Raw genomic sequence first — 16362 nt, forward strand, 5'->3', positions numbered from 1 at the left:
GAAGGCGTCCTAGCGCTCGAGTTCCTTCGCCTTGGCGATGGCCTGCTCGATGCCACCCACCATGAAGAAGGCCTGCTCGGGCAGGTGGTCGTACTCGCCGGCGCACAGGCCCTTGAACGACGCGATGGTCTCGTCCAGCGGCACGAACTCACCCGGCTGGCCGGTGAACGCCTCGGCGGCGTACATCGGGTGGGACAGGAACCGCTCGATGCGGCGCGCCCGCTGAACGGTGACCTTGTCCTCTTCGGAGAGCTCGTCGATGCCCAGGATGGCGATGATGTCCTGCAGTTCCTTGTACTTCTGCAGGATTCGCTTGGTCTCCTGGGCGACCGCGTAGTGCTCCTCACCGATGATCTGCGGGTCGAGGATCCGCGAGGAGGAGTCGAGCGGGTCCACCGCGGGGTAGATGCCCTTCTCCGAGATCGGCCGGGACAGAACGGTCTGCGCGTCGAGATGCGCGAACGCGTTGTGCGGCGCCGGGTCGGTGATGTCGTCCGCGGGCACGTAGATCGCCTGCATGGAGGTGATCGAGTGACCGCGGGTGGAGGTGATGCGCTCCTGGAGCACGCCCATCTCGTCGGCGAGGGTCGGCTGGTAACCCACGGCGGACGGCATGCGGCCGAGCAGCGTGGACACCTCAGAACCCGCCTGGGTGAAGCGGAAGATGTTGTCGATGAACAGCAGCACGTCCTGCTTCTGCACGTCGCGGAAGTACTCCGCCATGGTCAGAGCGGACAGCGCCACCCGCAGACGGGTGCCCGGGGGCTCGTCCATCTGGCCGAAGACGAGCGCGGTGTCCTTGAGGACGTCCGCCTCCTCCATCTCCAGCCACAGGTCGTTGCCCTCACGGGTGCGCTCGCCGACGCCCGCGAACACCGAGGTGCCCGAGAACTTCAGCGCGACGCGGCGGATCATCTCCTGGATCAGAACGGTCTTGCCGACGCCCGCGCCGCCGAACAGACCGATCTTGCCGCCCTTCACGTACGGCGTGAGCAGGTCGATGACCTTGATGCCGGTGGGCAGCATCTCCGTACGGGCCTCGAGCTGGTCGAAGGCCGGGGCCGGGCGGTGGATCGGCCAGCGCTCGTTGACTTGGATGGAGGCCTTGTCGGCGTCGAGCGGCTCGCCGAGGGCGTTCCACACGTGGCCCTTGACGGAGTCGCCGACGGGCACCGAGATCGCCGCACCGGTGTCGGAGACGGCGGCGCCGCGCACGAGGCCGTCGGTCGGCTGCATGGAGATGGCCCGGACGATGTTGTCGCCGAGGTGCTGGGCGACCTCAAGGGTCAGGGTCTTGGTCTCGCCGCCGAGCACGACGTCGACGGTGAGCGCGTTGTAGATGTCCGGCATGGCCTCGACGGGGAACTCCACGTCGACGACCGGACCGGTGACGCGGGCGACACGGCCCACGGTGGTCTCAACAGTCTGTGCGGTCATTTCACTCTTTCCCCGCTGCGGCGTCAGCCAGCGCGTTCGCGCCACCGACGATCTCGCTGATTTCCTGGGTGATCTCGGCCTGACGCGCCTGGTTCATCTGCTGGGTGAACACGCGGATGAGCTCGTTGGCGTTGTCGGTGGCCGACTTCATCGCGCGGCGCCGGGCGGCGTGCTCGGAGGCGGCCGACTGGAGCAGCGCGTTGTAGATGCGCGACTCGATGTAGCGCGGCAGCAGCGAGTCGAGCACGTCACCCGCCGTCGGCTCGAACTCGTAGTAGGGCGGGATGCCCTCCGGGGGCGTCTCCGCCTCCTCGACCTCGAGCGGCAGGATCCGCTTGACGATCACGTTCTGCGTCAGCATCGAGACGAACCCGGTGTAGACGACGTGGATCTCGTCGATCCCGTCCTCCGCCTTGAACGCCGTGATGAGCGCGTCGGCGATCTCCTTGGCGTTGGCGTACGACGGGTTGTCGGAGAAGCCGTCCCACTCGCCGAACATCTCCCGGCTGCGGAAGCGGTGCCAGGTGAGGCCCTTGCGGCCCACGACGTACGGCCTCACGGCCAGGCCGCGTCCGGTCAGGTGGCCCTTCAACGCCTCGGCCTCACGGAGGATGTTGGCGTTGTAGCCGCCGGCGAAGCCGCGGTCGCTGGTGACGATCAGGACGCCGGCCGTGGCCGGCTGCTCCTTGGCCACCGTGAGCGGGTGGTCGACGTTCGTCGTGTTCGACAGGACCGCCGACACCGCGTGGGTGATCTCCCGCTCGTACGGCACGGCCGCCTGCATCCGCTGCTGCGCCTTGACGATCCGTGACGAGGCGATCAGCTCCTGCGCGCGGGTGATCTTCGCGGTGGACTTGACCGACTTGATCCGCCGCCGCAGCTGTCGAAGCTGGGCACCCATGGGTTACTTCGCCTCAACCTTGCGAACGTGCTTGACGACCTTCTCCTGGCCGACCTCGCTGGCGTCCAGCGCATCCACCGGCTCGTCGTTGACGAGCAGCTCACCGCTGGAGGTGGTGAAGCCCTTCTTGAACTCCGTGATGGCGTCCTTGAGGGCGGTCACCGTGTCGTCCGTCAGCTCCTTGGTCTCGCGGATGCTGTCGAAGACACCCTTCTGGGCGGTGCCGAGGTAGTCGAGGAACTCCGCCTCGAAGCGGCGGATGTCCTCGACCGGCACGTCGTCCAGCTCGCCGGTGGTGCCGGCCCACACCGAGACGACCTGCTTCTCGACCGGGAACGGGCTGTACTGCGGCTGCTTCAGCAGCTCGACCAGGCGGGCGCCGCGCTCCAGCTGGGCGCGGGAGGCCGCGTCCAGGTCGGAGGCGAAGGCCGCGAAGGCCTCCAGGTCGCGGTACTGGGACAGCGACAGACGGAGCGTGCCGGCCACCTTGCGCATGGCCTTGACCTGGGCGGAACCGCCGACTCGGGAGACCGAGACACCGACGTTGATCGCCGGGCGGACACCGGCGTTGAACAGGTCGGTCTCCAGGAAGCACTGGCCGTCGGTGATGGAGATGACGTTGGTCGGAATGAACGCCGACACGTCGTTGCCCTTGGTCTCGATGATCGGCAGGCCGGTCATCGAACCGCCGCCCATGTCGGCCGAGAGCTTGGCGCAGCGCTCCAGCAGACGCGAGTGGAGGTAGAAGACGTCGCCGGGGAACGCCTCACGGCCCGGCGGACGACGCAGCAGCAGCGACACGGCGCGGTAGGCGTCGGCCTGCTTGGTCAGGTCGTCGAAGACGATCAGCACGTGCTTGCCCTGGTACATCCAGTGCTGGCCGATGGCAGAACCGGTGTACGGGGCGATGTACTTGTAACCCGCGGGGTCGGAGGCCGGAGCGGCGACGATGGTGGTGTACTCCAGCGCGCCCGCCTCCTCGAGGCGGCCACGGACCTGGGCGATCGTCGAGCCCTTCTGGCCGACGGCGACGTAGATGCAGCGAACCTGGCGGCTCGGGTCGCCGGAGAGCCAGTTCTCCTTCTGGTTGAGGATGGTGTCGACCGCGATCGCGGTCTTGCCGGTGCCGCGGTCGCCGATGATCAGCTGACGCTGGCCGCGGCCGATCGGCGTCATGGCGTCGATCGCCTTGAGGCCGGTCTGCAGCGGCTCCTTCACCGGCTGACGCTGAACCACCGAGGGGGCCTGCAGCTCGAGGGCGCGGCGGCCCTCGGCGGCGATCGGGCCCTTGCCGTCGAGCGGGTTGCCCAGGGGGTCGACCACGCGGCCGAGGAAGTCGTCGCCGACCGGCACCGACAGGACCTCGCCGGTGCGGCGGACCTGCTGGCCCTCCTCGATGCCGCTGAAGTCGCCCAGGACGACCGCGCCGATCTCGCGGACGTCGAGGTTCAGCGCCAGACCGCGGGTGCCGTTCTCGAACTCGAGCAGCTCGTTCGCCATCGCCGAGGGAAGGCCGGAGACATGGGCGATGCCGTCCCCGGCGTCGACGACGGTCCCGATCTCCTCGCGCGCGGCACCTTCCGGCTCGTACGCCTGGACGAAGCGCTCAAGGGCGTCCCGGATCTCGTCCGGCCGGATCGTAAGCTCCGCCATCTCTTTCTTGTCTCCCTATTCGCCTCAGCCGGCCAACCGGCGGCGGACTTCTTCGATACGTCCGGCGATCGTGGTGTCGATGTAGTCGTCTCCGACTCTGACGGAGAACCCACCGAGCACCTCCGGGTCCACCTCGACGTTCAGGTGGACGTCTCGCCCGTAGGTGGTTCGCAGCCAGGCCGCGAGCCGCTGCTTCTGCTGCTGTGAGAGCGGCACCGCGCTGCGGACCACACCCACCAGGCGCTCGCGCGCCCGCGCGACGATCCAGCCGAACTCCTCCAGCGCCGTCTCCAGGCTACGTCCCCGCGGGTGCACAACAGCCTGCGTGACGAGCCGCACGGTGGAGGGGGCGGCCTTCCCGCCGAGCAGCGTGGCGAGCAGGTCGCGCTTGCGCTCGGCCGGGACGGCCGGGTCGCTGAGCGCGCGGCGCAGCTCCGGGTTGGCGGCGAGGATGCGGCCGAAGCGGAACAGCTCGTCCTCGACGTCGTCGAGGCGGCGCTCCGACTCGGCCTCGGCGGCCGCGGACATGACGCCGACGCGCTCCAGGGCGTCCGGCAGGTCGGCGGCCTTGGACCACTTGGCCTTGACCGCGGCGACCGCGATCTCCAGCGCGGCGTCGCCGACCTTGCCCTGCAGCAGGGAGCGCAGGACGCTCTCCTTCTGCTCAGCCGGGCGCGAGGGGTCGGAAAGACCCCGCCGCAGCCCGTGCTCGCGGTCGAAGAGGTCGGCGACGGCGTACAGCTCCTCGGCGAGGGCACCGAGGTCGGCGGTCGCGGCGGCGGTGTTGAACCGCTCCTCGACCTCCGTCAGGGCGGTCCTGCTGAGGCCGCGCATCAGCGGACCGTCTCCGGCCGGCCCTCGAGCTCTTCGAGGAACCGGTCCACGATGCGGCGCTGGCGGGCCTCGTCCTCGAGCGACTCGCCGACGATGCGGCTCGCCAGCTCGGTGGACAGGCGCCCGATCTCACCGCGCAGCTGCGTGAACGCCTGCTGACGGTCGGCCTCGATCTGGGCGTGGGCCGCCTCGATGATGCGCCGCGCCTCGGCCTGGGCCTCCTCGCGGAGCTCGGCCTTGATCGCGGCGCCCTGCTCCCGGGCCTCCTCGCGGAGACGGGCCGCCTCCTGGCGGGCCTCCGCGAGCTGCGCCCGATACTGCTCCAGAGTGCGCTGGGCTTCGGCCTGGGCGTCCTCGGCCTTCTTGATGCCGCCCTCGATAGCCTCGGTCCGCTCGGCCAGCGTCTTCTGGATGCGCGGGGTGAGGATCTTTCCGACGACGAGGAAGACGACGAGGAAGGCGAAGCTGCCGACGACCAGCTCGTAAGCGTGCGGAAAGAGGGGGCTCTCGCCCTCCGCCGCGAGGAACGTAGCTGCCAGTGTCATAGGTGCAGCCTTCCTTCAGAGTGGGTACGTCAGTAGATGAAGGGCGCGACGAGGCCGATCAGGGCCAGCGCCTCGGTGAGAACGAAGCCGAGCAGCATGTTCTGGCGGATGAGGCCGTACGCCTCGGGCTGACGGGCGATGGCCTGCACGCCCTGACCGAAGATGATGCCCACGCCGATGCCGGGGCCGATGGCGGCGAGGCCGTAACCGACAGCGCCAAGGTTGCCGGCGACTTCAGCGAGAACGCTCATTGCTGTTCTTCCTTTACTGGTCGGCCGGTGAGTGTGGTCTCACCGGTCTGGTCTACGTCGAAAGGTCGGGTCTGGAGGATCCGTCAGTGTTCGGCGTGCAGCGAGTTGCCGATGTACATGGCGGCCAGCATCGTGAACAGGAACGCCTGCAGGAACTCGATGAACATCTCGAAGCCGGTCATCGCGATCGTCATGATCACACCGACGACGCCGAGGCCCGCGCCGAGGGGAGTCGGCTTCTCGAAGAGGAACCAGAAGCCGACCATGCTGAAGAAGGCCAGGATGAGGTGGCCGGCGAACATGTTCGCGAAGAGTCGGACTGCGTGCGTGAACGGAGCGATGATCAGGTTCGACAGGAACTCGATCGGCGCGAGCAGCACGTAGATCGGCTTGGGCAGCCCGGGCGGGAACATCATGTTCTTGAAGTAGCCGCCGAGGCCCTGGTGCTTGATGCCCAGATAGATCTTGATCACGTAGATGGTGATCGCGAAGACGATGGGGAACGCGATGTGCGACGCGACCGGGATCTGGATCACTGGGATGACGCCGAAGAAGTTCCACAGCAGGATCAGGAAGAACAAGCTGAGGAGCAGCGGCATCCACCGCTCGGCGTCCTTGCCCAGGAACGGCCGGGCGACCTGGTCGCGGACGAACTGGTAACCCATCTCGCCGAGGTTCTGCATTCCCCGCGGAACCAGCTTGGGGTTGGCGAAGGCACTCCACCCGACGGCGCACACCACAAGGGCGCCGAAGAGCGCCATCAGCACCGGCTTGGTCAGCCAGTACGGCGCGCCGTCGAAAAGCGGGGGAAAGTCGAAGATCGACGGTCCCGGCGCCTTGAAGTCGTCGGCGACGAGCATGAGGGGGGTCACCTGGCCACCTCGCCTACCTGCTCGGGGCCGAATGCCCGAAGCATGTGCTTGTTCGTCCGTTCGCTACGCTCGCGCACGGGCGTTCCCTTCAACGATTGGATCAACAGAAGAGCGTGGAAGCGGGCCGGCTGTCAGCGGCCGTACTTCAGATAGACGAGGTAGGCAGCCAGCCCGACCCCGAGAATGACGCCTATGGGGATGAACGCATGCACGCCGGTCCACCGGCTCAGCAACCAGCCGAGGCCGCCCCATATCAGGATCCCGGACAGCAGATAGCTCGGGACCGACCAGGCGGCGTCGGCGAAGTCGCGGCCGTCGGTCTCGGGCCTGCGCTCCTGTTCGCTCATCGCGGCACGACGATAGCAGGAGCCATGCGGACTAGTCATATCGGGCTGCCCCGTACGCATGGTCATCCGTGCCCCTGCCCGGGAGCCTTCGCCTCAGGCTCCACGTAGAGCATCTTCAGCTTCATGAATCCGCGCATCTCACCGACGGTCCAGGCGAGCGTGCAACCGATGACGCTCAGCGCGAACACGCGGGAGTCGAACGCGGTGGTGTCTTCGAAGGCTTTGAGCATCGCCATGATCGCCAGGACCTTGACCACATAGCCCAGCACGGCGGCCGCCATCATCGCCATGGGCGAGACCCGGCCCGCCCAGGAGACGACGATCAGACCGATGGTGAAGAAGGCCGCGACAAGGACGAGACCGATGCCGGCGCCCAACGCACCCTTGGCCCCGGTCGTGAACACCGCGATGAGCGCGGCGAGGAGACCGACAACCAAGGTCGGCACGGCGGCGCCCTTGAGAACGCGCACGTCGTTGGCCTGCAATGGGACTCCAGAATCGGTTGTCAAACGAGCGATTGCTACCTGCTGGGGCGTCGTTGGTCTCGCCCCTTGCTAGTGAAAGCTATCACAAGCCCCGGAGTGCCACCTTTACCTGGCGTTTCGGGTCGTCGTCGACCTGCGGGGACGGCTCAGCGGAAGGTCCCGGTGTCGGCCCGGGACGTGGTGGGAGGGACGCCCGGGGAACTGGGGGCGCTCTGTCCCGGGTAGGGGTTGCGGCCCTGCGCCGGGAGCCTGCCGGGAACCGCCTGACCGGGGGCGGCGTGACCGGGAGTGACGGGAGGGGCGGGCGGGGGGACGACGGGGTAGACGAGCGTGTCGTGTTCGGGGATCCCGCGCCTGGCGGAGCCGGGGCCGGACGAGCGGCTCCCGGCCGGATGCGCTCCGGTCCTCTGGTCGCCCTTGTCGTCCTGCGTCGCGGTACGGCGCGATCGCCACCGCGGCAAGCCCATGATCACCAGCACCGCCACCGCGAGCACGATCGTCAGAGGGAACACGATGAGCGGCACGCGGCCGATCGACAGGCCCACGATCGCGAAGGCGAACAGGAACGTCCACGCGTACATGATCAGGACGCTGCGCCGGTGGGAGTGGCCGATGTCGAGCATCCGGTGGTGCAGGTGGCCACGGTCGGGGGCGAACGGGGACATCCCCGCCGACGTACGCCGGACGACCGCCATGATCAAATCGGCCAGCGGCAGCACCACGACCGCGATCGGCAGCACCAGGGGCAGGATCACCGGGAACCGGTTGAGCTTGCCGACCACCGCGTCCGGCTCGACCGACGACAGGCTCGTGATCAGCGAGGTGGCGAGCAGCAGGCCGAGCAGCATGGCGCCGGTGTCGCCCATGAAGATCTTGGCGGGGTTGAAGTTGTGCGGCAGGAAGCCCACGCACATCCCGATGAGGATCGCCGCGATGGCGGCCGTCCCGTTGATCCGCGAACCGCTCGCGGTCTGCTGCAGCACGATCGAGTAGGCGAAGGTCGCCATCGCCGCGATGGCGACGATGCCCGCGGCCAGGCCGTCCAGCCCGTCGACGAAGTTCACCGCGTTGATCACAACGACGACGATCATGATGGTGAGGATCGTGTGCAGGGTGTCGTCGAGGGCCTGCGAGCCGCCCATCGACTGCGGCAGCGGAAGGAACTGCAGGTACACGCCGAAATTGACGAGCAGCCCGCCCGCGGCGATCTGACCGCCCAGCTTGACGAGCGCGTCCATGCCGAGCCAGTCGTCCAGGAACCCGGTGATGACGATCAGACTGCCGGCCGCGAGGAGGGCGGTCACCGTCTGTCCCGTCTGGCCGCTGTCGAACGCACCGCCCACGTAAGGCAGGTTGCTCGCCACCAGAAGGGCCGCCGCCATCCCGCCGAACATCGCGAGCCCGCCCAGGCGCGGGGTGGGCACCGTGTGCACGTCCCGCTCTCGCACCTCGGGGGCCGCGCCGATGCGCAGCGCGAACACCCTGACCGGCGGCACCAGCAGGTAGGTCACCGCAGCCGCCACGAGCGCCAAGAGGAGATATTCGCGCACGGACCTAGTTTCCTGGATAGGCGGATCAGTTGTGACGGGCAAAAGACATAGATCGCCCTATCCCTAACGGGGATATGCCGGATGCGTCGCGGTCAGCCCCTTTACCCGTTCGAGGACCGACGTTATCGCACCCGGCCGCCGGATGGCCCGGACGATGAGAGACGCGATCTCCCTCATTTCCGCCACGCTCCGTGCTCCGGGTGGTCGTGCGGACCTTCCCGGCCCTGATCGCGAAGGCCGCGGGCGCCAGGACCGCGCCCCTCCCCCGCGGGCCGCAGAAGGGCCGCGTACGCCGCCAGGACGGCCCTGGTGCCGCTGCGGGGCCGCGCGTTGACACGGGCGGCGCCAGCCCCGGACGATCGCTTGGCCCGTGCGGGTGATCAGGAGTTGCCGGAGGGTGCGCAGAAAGGTGGTCGGAGGGTGTCAGGAGGTGAAGGCGTGCGGCGCGCCGGTCTTGGCCGGAATCCAGCGTGGCGTGTCCGCCGCCTGGTCGCTGATCGCCGTCAGCACCGCCTGGCGATACATCCCGAGCCGGTTGCGCCATTCCGTCAGGTCCTGGACGTACCGCTCGGCGACCGGAGCGTCCCACACGTCCCTGCTCCGCGCCCTCTCGTACGGCTTGTCCAGGGACTTGGTGAGCTGGTCCATCAGCGGCACCACCTGCAGCCACAGGTCGACGAGCTTCTGGTACTCCGGGTTGAACACCCAACCCGTCGGCTGCCCGCCTGGCGACAGCAGGTCGGTGCTCGACGGCGCCGGCGGGGTCTCCCCCGGCTGCAGCGGAGTCGGCGCCGGCGGGTCGACATAACTCACGATCGCGCCTCCTGTGCGAAGCCGGCCAGCATGCCGGCGTTGGTCATCGCCTGCCCTGCCCCGGACACCCCGGCGGGCCGCCGCCCGGCTCCGCCCGTCCGGTCGCCCCGCCTCACACCGTCGACCGGCTGCCGCGCGGCGCTGCCGACATGCCTCACCTGCCCGATCACGGCCGGTCCGGCTGCCTCTGGGCTTCGCAAGGTCCCGGTACGGGACCGATCACGCCCAAGCGGGAACGTCGCTCGCACGCCTCACTTCTCCGGCTTCTGGATGACGACCTCGACGGCTTCGACATGGCCGGCGGGCCCGTCGGGCTGGACCTTCCTGGCCACCCAGTCGCCCTTGCCCCACTCCCCTTCTGGGACGTCGACGTCCGGCATGTCCACGGGCTCGATGTCCCGATGGTGGTCCACCGGCATGCGCGGCACGGCCTCATCGTCCGAGTGGCGAGCGGGATACCCGAGCACATCCCCGGGCTGGGCGGCGGCAAGCGATCGGGCGTCGGGAGCCGGGGCCCGGCCGGCGCCCGGAGTCCCCGTCGTGGCGTCGGTCTCCGCGCTGTTCGCCCCCATGTTGTGCGTCGCCGCGTCGTGCGGGCCATGACCATGCGTTCCCGCGCCGTGCATGCCATGGTGATGCGGTGCCGCACCCTGGGTGGGAGCACCATGCGGGGCAGTGCCGTGCGAGGCCGCGCCGTAGGTACCTGGGGCGTGCGTCGCCGCACCGCCCCCGGCCGCCCCGGTCGCGCCCGCGGCGGCATCGTTGTCGCACGCTCGCCCGCTCGAACCGGGCGCGCCGTCGGTCCTGTCACTCACACCGGTCGTCCCGGTGTGGCCCGTCGCGCCGTCGCCACCGGCACCCGCCACGCCCGCGGCCGCCGCCGTCCCGGCAGCGTGGCCGTCTCCGGCCGCCGCCCCCACGGCGGGCAGGCCGCCGGTGGCCGTGCCGGTCGTGCCCGCCGCATGCTCGGCGCCGGGAGTGGTCACCGCCTGCAGACTGCCGGTCACCGCACCCGTCGCGCCGGATGCCGCAGACGAGGGTGGGGGCGCCGCGTCGGCCGTACCCGCGGCACCTGCCGTTCCGGCCGCGTGAGCCGCGCCGTTCGCCGCGTTCGTCCCCACCGGCGCCGCGTTCGTCCCGTTCGTCCCCGCAGCCGCTGCGTTCGTCCCCGCGGGTGCCGCGTCGGCCGTTGTGCCGGCCGGATGAGCGGGTGCGGGCGTTCCGGTCGGCGCAGGGGTCGCATCGGCCGGGTGAGCGGGTGCGACCGTTCCGGGTGGCGCAGGGGTCGCATCGGCCGCACCGGCCGGGTGAGCGGTCACGGTCGGCACAGGCGCAGGGGTCGCGTTGGCCGTACCCGTGGCACCCGCCGCAGTCGCCGCATGCGAGGGTCCGGGCACCGTGCCGGCCGTACCCGCTGGTTGTGCCGCACCGGCCGTACCCGCCGTCTGTGCGGTGCCGGCCGTTCCGACCGGCTGTGACGGACCGGCTGTGTCTGCCGCCTGCGCCGTGCCACTGGTGCCGCCCGCGCCGGCGGCGTCCACCGGCTGAGAGGTCCCGGCCGCCGTGCCGCCTGCGGCCGAGTCGCCCGTGTACGCATGACCGCCTGCGCTCGTCGCCACCGCAGCGTGGCCGGTGGAAGTCCCCTGAACCGCGTCAGACGCACTGGCCGCGAGCGGATCACCGGAGAGATTGTCGGCGGGCGTGCCGACGTATGCGCCCATGGGATCGCCGGGCGCGAGGCCGGGTTGCGGAGGCCGGTTCGCCGCCGGGTTGGTCGGCTCGGCGGGCGGCACCAACCCGGGCGGCCCGTCGGGGTGTGCACCGGCGGCGCTCGCCGTCTGCGCGTCCGCGCCGGGCAGGCCGATCGGCTGGACGCCCTGCGGTTGCTCGGCGCCGGACTGGTTCAACGGAGTGCTGACGACCTTGACACCGTCGACGACGGTCACCTGCCGGCCGGCGGGGTCGATGTCGTCGGGGTGGTCCTTGCCGGGGGTGTCGTAGATTGCGGAGTCGCTTCCGCCCGTGGAGAGCTGCTCCCCCGCCGCTTTCGACTCGACCGGCGTCCCCTGCCCCGGGTTCTGGCCCTGCCCCTGGGCGACGGGCTGCTGCGGGCCACCGTCGGACTGGCCCTGAGCGGCGCCCTGACTGTCGCCTACGGTCTGGTCGCCGACGGTCTGGACGTGGTGGCCCGTGCCCTGATCCTGGCCGACGATCTGATCGCCGCCGACGGGCTGACCCGGGCCGGCAGGCCGGTCCTGGCCCACGCCCTGACCCACGCTCTGGCTGTCCCCGGTCGGCTGTGTCTGCCCCGCGCTCTGGCCCACCCCCTGGCTGTCGCCGGTCGGCTGCCCCGGGCCGGTGGGCTGGTGGACCTGGCCGGAGTCGCCAACGGTCGCGCCCGCGTCGCCGGTGCCGGGCACGCCCGCCTGGCCCGCGCCGGAGCCCGTCGGCGTGCCGGAGCCGGTCGGCGTGCCGGAGCCGGTCGCTGCGCCGGTGTCGCCACTCGCGCCGGCAGCGGGAGGTGTCCCTGCGCCCGAACCTGCGCCCGAACCTGCGCCCGAACCTGCGCCGGTGCTCGCACCTGCCCCCGTGCTCACACCGGAGCCTGAGCCCGTGCCCGTGCCCGTGCCCGTGCCCGTGCCTGTGGCCGTACCGGCGCCTGCGGCCGTGCCGGTGGCGTCGGCGGGGTGGGCCGGACCGTGCGTCGAGGAGGGCATCTGCGCGAGGGAACCCTCGACGGTGCCGTGAGAGGGCTTGTCCGCGAGCCTCTCTTCGGCCGCGCCGCGGCCTCCACCGTCGCCGTTCGCGCGGGTGGCGCCGTCGGCCGCGCCGTGTGCCCGGTGGGACGCCTCGCCCTTCGCCGCCGTGCCGGAATCGCCCGAACCATGCGACGACGTCCGGGGGGCGTCCTGCGTGTCGCGGACCGCCTTGCCGTCGCCCTTGGCATCCGGCTTCGCGTCGGCCTTGTGATCGGACTTGCCGTTTTCCTTGTGCTCGTCCGTCTTCGCGTCGGACTTGCCGTCGGCCTTGTGATCCGACTTGGCGTCCGCCTTGTGGTCGGATTTGGCGTCCGCCTTGTGATCGGGTTTGGCGTCGCCCTTGTCGCCCTGCGCGGGGGACGGGGCCGGGTCGTCCGCCGGCGCGGTGGTGTCCCTCTCCTCCGTGAAGGAGGCCCCGTGGGTCGTGGGGACCTTGCCCGTGCTCTGCTGTTTCTCCTTCTTCTCCAGCAGGGTCACGCGATTGGTGACGTCCTTGACCATCGTCGAGCACGCGTCCGCCACCTGTGACGGCCGGTGGGTCACGTGCACGGAGACGCCGGCCGTACGCGTCAACTGGGTGACCCGGGCCTCGATGCCGTCCATCTGCTTCGCAGCGTGCTGAACCTCCGACAGCAACTCACGGACGAGCTTCGGATCCATCCCGTCGAGCTTGGCCATGGGCGCGCCTCCACAGAGATATCGGCGCACTTCACGGTAGCCGGGGTGGCATCGGTAAAGAAGCCCGATAGCCAGACGGCATCGATCGCCCTGATCAGAACCGTGACGACGTCTCGCGATGTGAGACGTACGCCCGGATCGCGGTCACTCCTCGGTCGCGAGGTATCCCACGAGGCCGCGGATCTTGTCCACGGGAATTGCGCCCTTGCGCAGCACCCGGGGCACGGCGGTGGTCAGGTCGACGATCGTGGACGGCACGGTGTCGTCGCAGGGGCCGCCGTCGAGGTAGACGTCCACCGCCTCGCCGAGCTGCTCCTCGGCCTCGTCCACCGTGGTGGGCGCCGGGTTGCCGGACCGGTTGGCGCTGGAGACCGCCATGGGGCCGGTCTCCTTGAGGAGGTCCAGCGCGACCGGGTGCAGCGGCATGCGGACGGCGACCGTCCCCTTGGTGTCGCCGAGGTCCCACGACAGCGACCGGTTAGCCCTGAGGATGAGCGTGAGCGGCCCGGGCCAGAAGGCGTCCACCAGGTCCTGCCCGTACGTCCCGAGGCTCTCCACGAGGGCGTTGGCGGCCCGTACGGTGCCCACGAGGACGGGCACGGGAATGTCCCTGCCCCGGCCCTTCGCCTCCAGCAGGGCGTTGACGGCGGAAGGGGTGAAGGCGTCGGCGCCGATCCCGTAGACGGTGTCGGTGGGAAGCACCACGAGCTCACCCCGCCGAATCGCCGAGATCGCCTCGGCCAATCCGGTCATCCGCTCCGTCTGGTCGGCACAGTCAAACCGTCGGCTCACGAAGCCATCCTTCCACGTGTCCCGCCCGAGCCGGCCGCCGCGTGGCGGCCGCCCCCGGGGCCGTTCGCGTCAGTCCTGGGTCAGCCGGGCCGTGACGAACCTGTCCCGGCCGGTCAGGTCCTGGCGCAACCGCACGTCGCGCCAGCCGTTCTCCTCGGCGAACAGCCAATAGACGGCGTTGCCCTGCTGGTCGGCGTGCTCGACCACGGCGAGCCCGCCGGGCCGCAGCAGCCGCCGCGCGGTGCGCTCGACGGCTCTCACCTCGTCCAGTCCGTCCTCCCCCGACCCGTAGAGGGCTCGCGAGGGATCGTAGTCGCGCACCTCGGGATCGCGCGGGATCGCTCCGGGCGGGATGTACGGCGGATTGGAGATGACCAGGTCCACCTGGCCGTTCAGTTCCGGCAGGCAGTCGGCCAGATCCTCGGGATGCAGGGTGGTGCGGCCCTGGCCGTGTTCGAGGATGTTGCGCTTGGCCCAGCCGTACGCCACGGGGTCGATCTCGACGGCGTGCACCTGCGCCAGCGCGACCTCCTGCGCGATCGACAGCGCGATGGCCGCGGAACCGGTGCCGAGGTCGACCACGACGGGAGAGGCGACGTCCATCTCGCGCAGCCGGTCGATCGCCCAGCCGGCCACGACCTCGGTCTCCGGCCTGGGCACGAACACGCCGGGGCCCACCTCCAGAGAGAGGTAGCGGAAGTACGCCCGGCCGGTGATGTGCTGCAGCGGCTCGCGCGCCTCGCGCCGCGCGACGCCCTCCCAGAACCGTGCGTCGAAGTCGGCGTCCTTGATCGTGTGCAGCATGCCGCGCGGGACGCCGTGTACGAATGCCGCGATCTCCTCGGCGTCCGTCCGCGGTGACGGCACTCCCGCCTCGGCGAGCCGGGCGGTGGCGAGGGCGATTTCGTCGAGCAGGAAGGTCATGGTCTCTTACAGCACGGTCCTCGCGGGGTGGCCCGGAAGCCGTCGGTTTTGGGCAGACGAGCCGCCGGGACGGCCCACCGTCATTCGACGACCCACGTCCATCACCGCTTCTCCCATCGTCACCTCATCAGGCTCGTCGCGGGCTCACGAATGAGCGGCAAGCTTCTCCGCGAGTTCGGCGTCGAGCAAAGCCTGTATCACCGCGTCGAGATCCCCGTCCAGGACTTGGTCCAGGTTGTAGGCCTTGAAGCCCACACGGTGATCCGAGATGCGGTTCTCCGGGAAGTTGTAGGTGCGGATGCGCTCGGAGCGGTCGACGGTGCGCACCTGCGACTTGCGCTCGGCCATCGCCGCCGCATCGGCCTCCTCCTGCGCCATCACGAGCAGCCGGGCGCGCAGGATGCGCAGCGCCGACTCCTTGTTCTGGAGCTGGCTCTTCTCGTTCTGGCAGGAGACGACGACGCCGGTCGGCAGGTGGGTGATCCGCACGGCCGAGTCGGTCGTGTTGACGCTCTGGCCGCCGGGACCGCTGGAGCGGAACACGTCGATGCGCAGGTCGTTCGGGTCGATCTGGACGTCGACCTCCTCGGCCTCGGGGTAGACGAGCACACCGGCGGCCGAGGTGTGGATGCGGCCCTGCGACTCGGTCACCGGCACCCGCTGAACGCGGTGCACGCCGCCCTCGAACTTGAGCCGCGACCAGACGCCCTCTCTGCCCTTGATGGCGACGGTGACGTCCTTGTAGCCGCCGAGGTCGGAGTGCTGCGCGTCGATGATCTCGGTCTTGTAGCCGATCCGCTCGGCGTATCTGAGGTACATCCGCAGGAGGTCTCCGGCGAACAGGGCCGACTCCTGGCCGCCCTCGCCCGCCTTGATCTCCATGATGACGTCCTTGTCGTCGTTGGGATCGCGCGGGACCAGGAGACGGGTGAGCTTCTCCTCCAGCACCGGGATGCGGCCCTCGAGCTCGGCCGCCTCCTCCGCGAACGCCGGGTCCTCCGCCGCCAGCTCGCGCGCGGCCGCGAGGTCCTGCCGTACGCCTTCGAGCTCCCGGTATGTCGCGACGATCGGCGTGAGCTCCGCGTAACGCTTGCCGTACGTCCGCGCCTTGCTCTGGTCGGCGTGCACGGCGGGGTCGGCGAGCCGCAGTTCCAGATCCGCGTACTCACTCATGATCTCGTCGAGGTTCACCGCACGCTCCTTTGCTCAAGCTCCTCGGTAAAGGCCGTAATCACCAAGAACGCCGACCCGGAGACGCCCCAAGAGAGGGGCGCTCCCGAGCCGGCGTCCTGGAGGAGCTACTTGCTCTGGGCCTTCTTGCCGAAGCGCGCCTCGAAGCGCGCCACCCGGCCACCGGTGTCGAGGATCTTCTGCTTGCCCGTGTAGAAGGGGTGGCAGGCGGAGCAGACGTCGGCGTGGATCACGCCGTTCTTGGCGGTGCTACGCGTGGTGAAGGTGTTCCCGCAGGTGCAGGTCACCTCAGTGACCACGTAGTCCGGGTGGATGTCGGGCTTCATGTCA

General features: G+C 70.0%; 17 protein-coding genes. All 17 read right to left on the reverse strand.

Annotated features, from left to right (window positions below):
• Nucleotides 1-9: 9 nt before the first annotated feature.
• The 17 genes from atpD to rpmE all read right to left on the reverse strand — a co-directional run bounded on the left by atpD (nucleotide 10) and on the right by rpmE (nucleotide 16358).
• The gene (gene atpD / locus ACIBK1_RS18185) at nucleotides 10-1437 is read right to left on the reverse strand and encodes a F0F1 ATP synthase subunit beta (protein WP_396736245.1); all 1428 of its coding nucleotides are present in this window, start codon (nucleotides 1435-1437) and stop codon (nucleotides 10-12) included.
• 1 nt (nucleotide 1438) lies between these two features.
• Nucleotides 1439-2338 (reverse strand): F0F1 ATP synthase subunit gamma, encoded by a 900-nt coding sequence (locus tag ACIBK1_RS18190; RefSeq protein ID WP_030510485.1) that lies wholly within the window; start codon nucleotides 2336-2338, stop codon nucleotides 1439-1441.
• Nucleotides 2339-2341: 3 nt separating this feature from the next.
• A complete protein-coding gene (atpA, locus tag ACIBK1_RS18195) occupies nucleotides 2342-3991 on the reverse strand; it encodes a F0F1 ATP synthase subunit alpha (RefSeq protein WP_030510486.1) in 1650 nt (549 codons plus the stop codon).
• A gap of 24 nt (nucleotides 3992-4015) precedes the next feature.
• Nucleotides 4016-4825, reverse strand: a complete 810-nt coding sequence (locus tag ACIBK1_RS18200; RefSeq protein ID WP_030510487.1) for a F0F1 ATP synthase subunit delta — start codon at nucleotides 4823-4825, stop codon at nucleotides 4016-4018.
• The gene (locus ACIBK1_RS18205) at nucleotides 4825-5370 is read right to left on the reverse strand and encodes a F0F1 ATP synthase subunit B (protein WP_030510488.1); all 546 of its coding nucleotides are present in this window, start codon (nucleotides 5368-5370) and stop codon (nucleotides 4825-4827) included. The genes ACIBK1_RS18200 and ACIBK1_RS18205 overlap by 1 nt, the downstream gene beginning before the upstream one ends.
• Before the next feature lie 29 nt (nucleotides 5371-5399).
• Nucleotides 5400-5621 (reverse strand): ATP synthase F0 subunit C, encoded by a 222-nt coding sequence (gene atpE, locus ACIBK1_RS18210; protein WP_030510489.1) that lies wholly within the window; start codon nucleotides 5619-5621, stop codon nucleotides 5400-5402.
• A gap of 83 nt (nucleotides 5622-5704) precedes the next feature.
• Nucleotides 5705-6493, reverse strand: a complete 789-nt coding sequence (atpB, locus tag ACIBK1_RS18215) for a F0F1 ATP synthase subunit A (protein WP_081903832.1) — start codon at nucleotides 6491-6493, stop codon at nucleotides 5705-5707.
• Nucleotides 6494-6624: 131 nt separating this feature from the next.
• Entirely contained in the window at nucleotides 6625-6840 is a 216-nt protein-coding gene (locus ACIBK1_RS18220) for a hypothetical protein (protein ID WP_030510491.1), read from the reverse strand.
• Nucleotides 6841-6902: 62 nt separating this feature from the next.
• Nucleotides 6903-7325: a hypothetical protein gene (locus ACIBK1_RS18225; RefSeq protein ID WP_030510492.1), complete on the reverse strand. Its 423-nt coding sequence runs from the start codon at nucleotides 7323-7325 to the stop codon at nucleotides 6903-6905.
• Between the two features lie 146 nt (nucleotides 7326-7471).
• Nucleotides 7472-8875 (reverse strand): MraY family glycosyltransferase, encoded by a 1404-nt coding sequence (locus ACIBK1_RS18230; RefSeq protein WP_063754677.1) that lies wholly within the window; start codon nucleotides 8873-8875, stop codon nucleotides 7472-7474.
• 423 nt (nucleotides 8876-9298) lie between these two features.
• Nucleotides 9299-9688 (reverse strand): hypothetical protein, encoded by a 390-nt coding sequence (locus tag ACIBK1_RS18235; RefSeq protein ID WP_030510494.1) that lies wholly within the window; start codon nucleotides 9686-9688, stop codon nucleotides 9299-9301.
• The gene (locus ACIBK1_RS18240) at nucleotides 9685-9846 is read right to left on the reverse strand and encodes a hypothetical protein (protein ID WP_156081095.1); all 162 of its coding nucleotides are present in this window, start codon (nucleotides 9844-9846) and stop codon (nucleotides 9685-9687) included. Before ACIBK1_RS18240 ends, ACIBK1_RS18235 begins: the two co-directional genes overlap by 4 nt.
• Before the next feature lie 93 nt (nucleotides 9847-9939).
• Entirely contained in the window at nucleotides 9940-13125 is a 3186-nt protein-coding gene (locus ACIBK1_RS18245) for a hypothetical protein (RefSeq protein ID WP_396736250.1), read from the reverse strand.
• 144 nt (nucleotides 13126-13269) lie between these two features.
• Nucleotides 13270-13917: an L-threonylcarbamoyladenylate synthase gene (locus ACIBK1_RS18250; protein ID WP_396736253.1), complete on the reverse strand. Its 648-nt coding sequence runs from the start codon at nucleotides 13915-13917 to the stop codon at nucleotides 13270-13272.
• A 69-nt stretch (nucleotides 13918-13986) separates the two neighbouring features.
• The gene (prmC, locus tag ACIBK1_RS18255) at nucleotides 13987-14841 is read right to left on the reverse strand and encodes a peptide chain release factor N(5)-glutamine methyltransferase (protein ID WP_030510497.1); all 855 of its coding nucleotides are present in this window, start codon (nucleotides 14839-14841) and stop codon (nucleotides 13987-13989) included.
• 144 nt (nucleotides 14842-14985) lie between these two features.
• A complete protein-coding gene (gene prfA / locus ACIBK1_RS18260) occupies nucleotides 14986-16032 on the reverse strand; it encodes a peptide chain release factor 1 (protein ID WP_030510498.1) in 1047 nt (348 codons plus the stop codon).
• A gap of 107 nt (nucleotides 16033-16139) precedes the next feature.
• Entirely contained in the window at nucleotides 16140-16358 is a 219-nt protein-coding gene (gene rpmE, locus ACIBK1_RS18265; protein WP_030510499.1) for a 50S ribosomal protein L31, read from the reverse strand.
• Nucleotides 16359-16362: the final 4 nt, after the last annotated feature.

Origin of the sequence: Microbispora rosea, assembly GCF_044460045.1 — a bacterium.
Lineage (GTDB): Bacteria > Actinomycetota > Actinomycetes > Streptosporangiales > Streptosporangiaceae > Microbispora > Microbispora rosea.

Coding starts and splice junctions, on each gene's coding strand:
- atpD (WP_396736245.1), bottom strand. CDS start 1,437: ATGACCGCACAGACTGTTGAGACCACCGTGGGCCGTGTCGCCCGCGTC.
- ACIBK1_RS18190 (WP_030510485.1), bottom strand. CDS start 2,338: ATGGGTGCCCAGCTTCGACAGCTGCGGCGGCGGATCAAGTCGGTCAAG.
- ACIBK1_RS18205 (WP_030510488.1), bottom strand. CDS start 5,370: ATGACACTGGCAGCTACGTTCCTCGCGGCGGAGGGCGAGAGCCCCCTC.
- ACIBK1_RS18245 (WP_396736250.1), bottom strand. CDS start 13,125: ATGGCCAAGCTCGACGGGATGGATCCGAAGCTCGTCCGTGAGTTGCTG.
- ACIBK1_RS18220 (WP_030510491.1), bottom strand. CDS start 6,840: ATGAGCGAACAGGAGCGCAGGCCCGAGACCGACGGCCGCGACTTCGCC.
- rpmE (WP_030510499.1), bottom strand. CDS start 16,358: ATGAAGCCCGACATCCACCCGGACTACGTGGTCACTGAGGTGACCTGC.
- prmC (WP_030510497.1), bottom strand. CDS start 14,841: ATGACCTTCCTGCTCGACGAAATCGCCCTCGCCACCGCCCGGCTCGCC.
- ACIBK1_RS18200 (WP_030510487.1), bottom strand. CDS start 4,825: ATGCGCGGCCTCAGCAGGACCGCCCTGACGGAGGTCGAGGAGCGGTTC.
- atpE (WP_030510489.1), bottom strand. CDS start 5,621: ATGAGCGTTCTCGCTGAAGTCGCCGGCAACCTTGGCGCTGTCGGTTAC.
- atpA (WP_030510486.1), bottom strand. CDS start 3,991: ATGGCGGAGCTTACGATCCGGCCGGACGAGATCCGGGACGCCCTTGAG.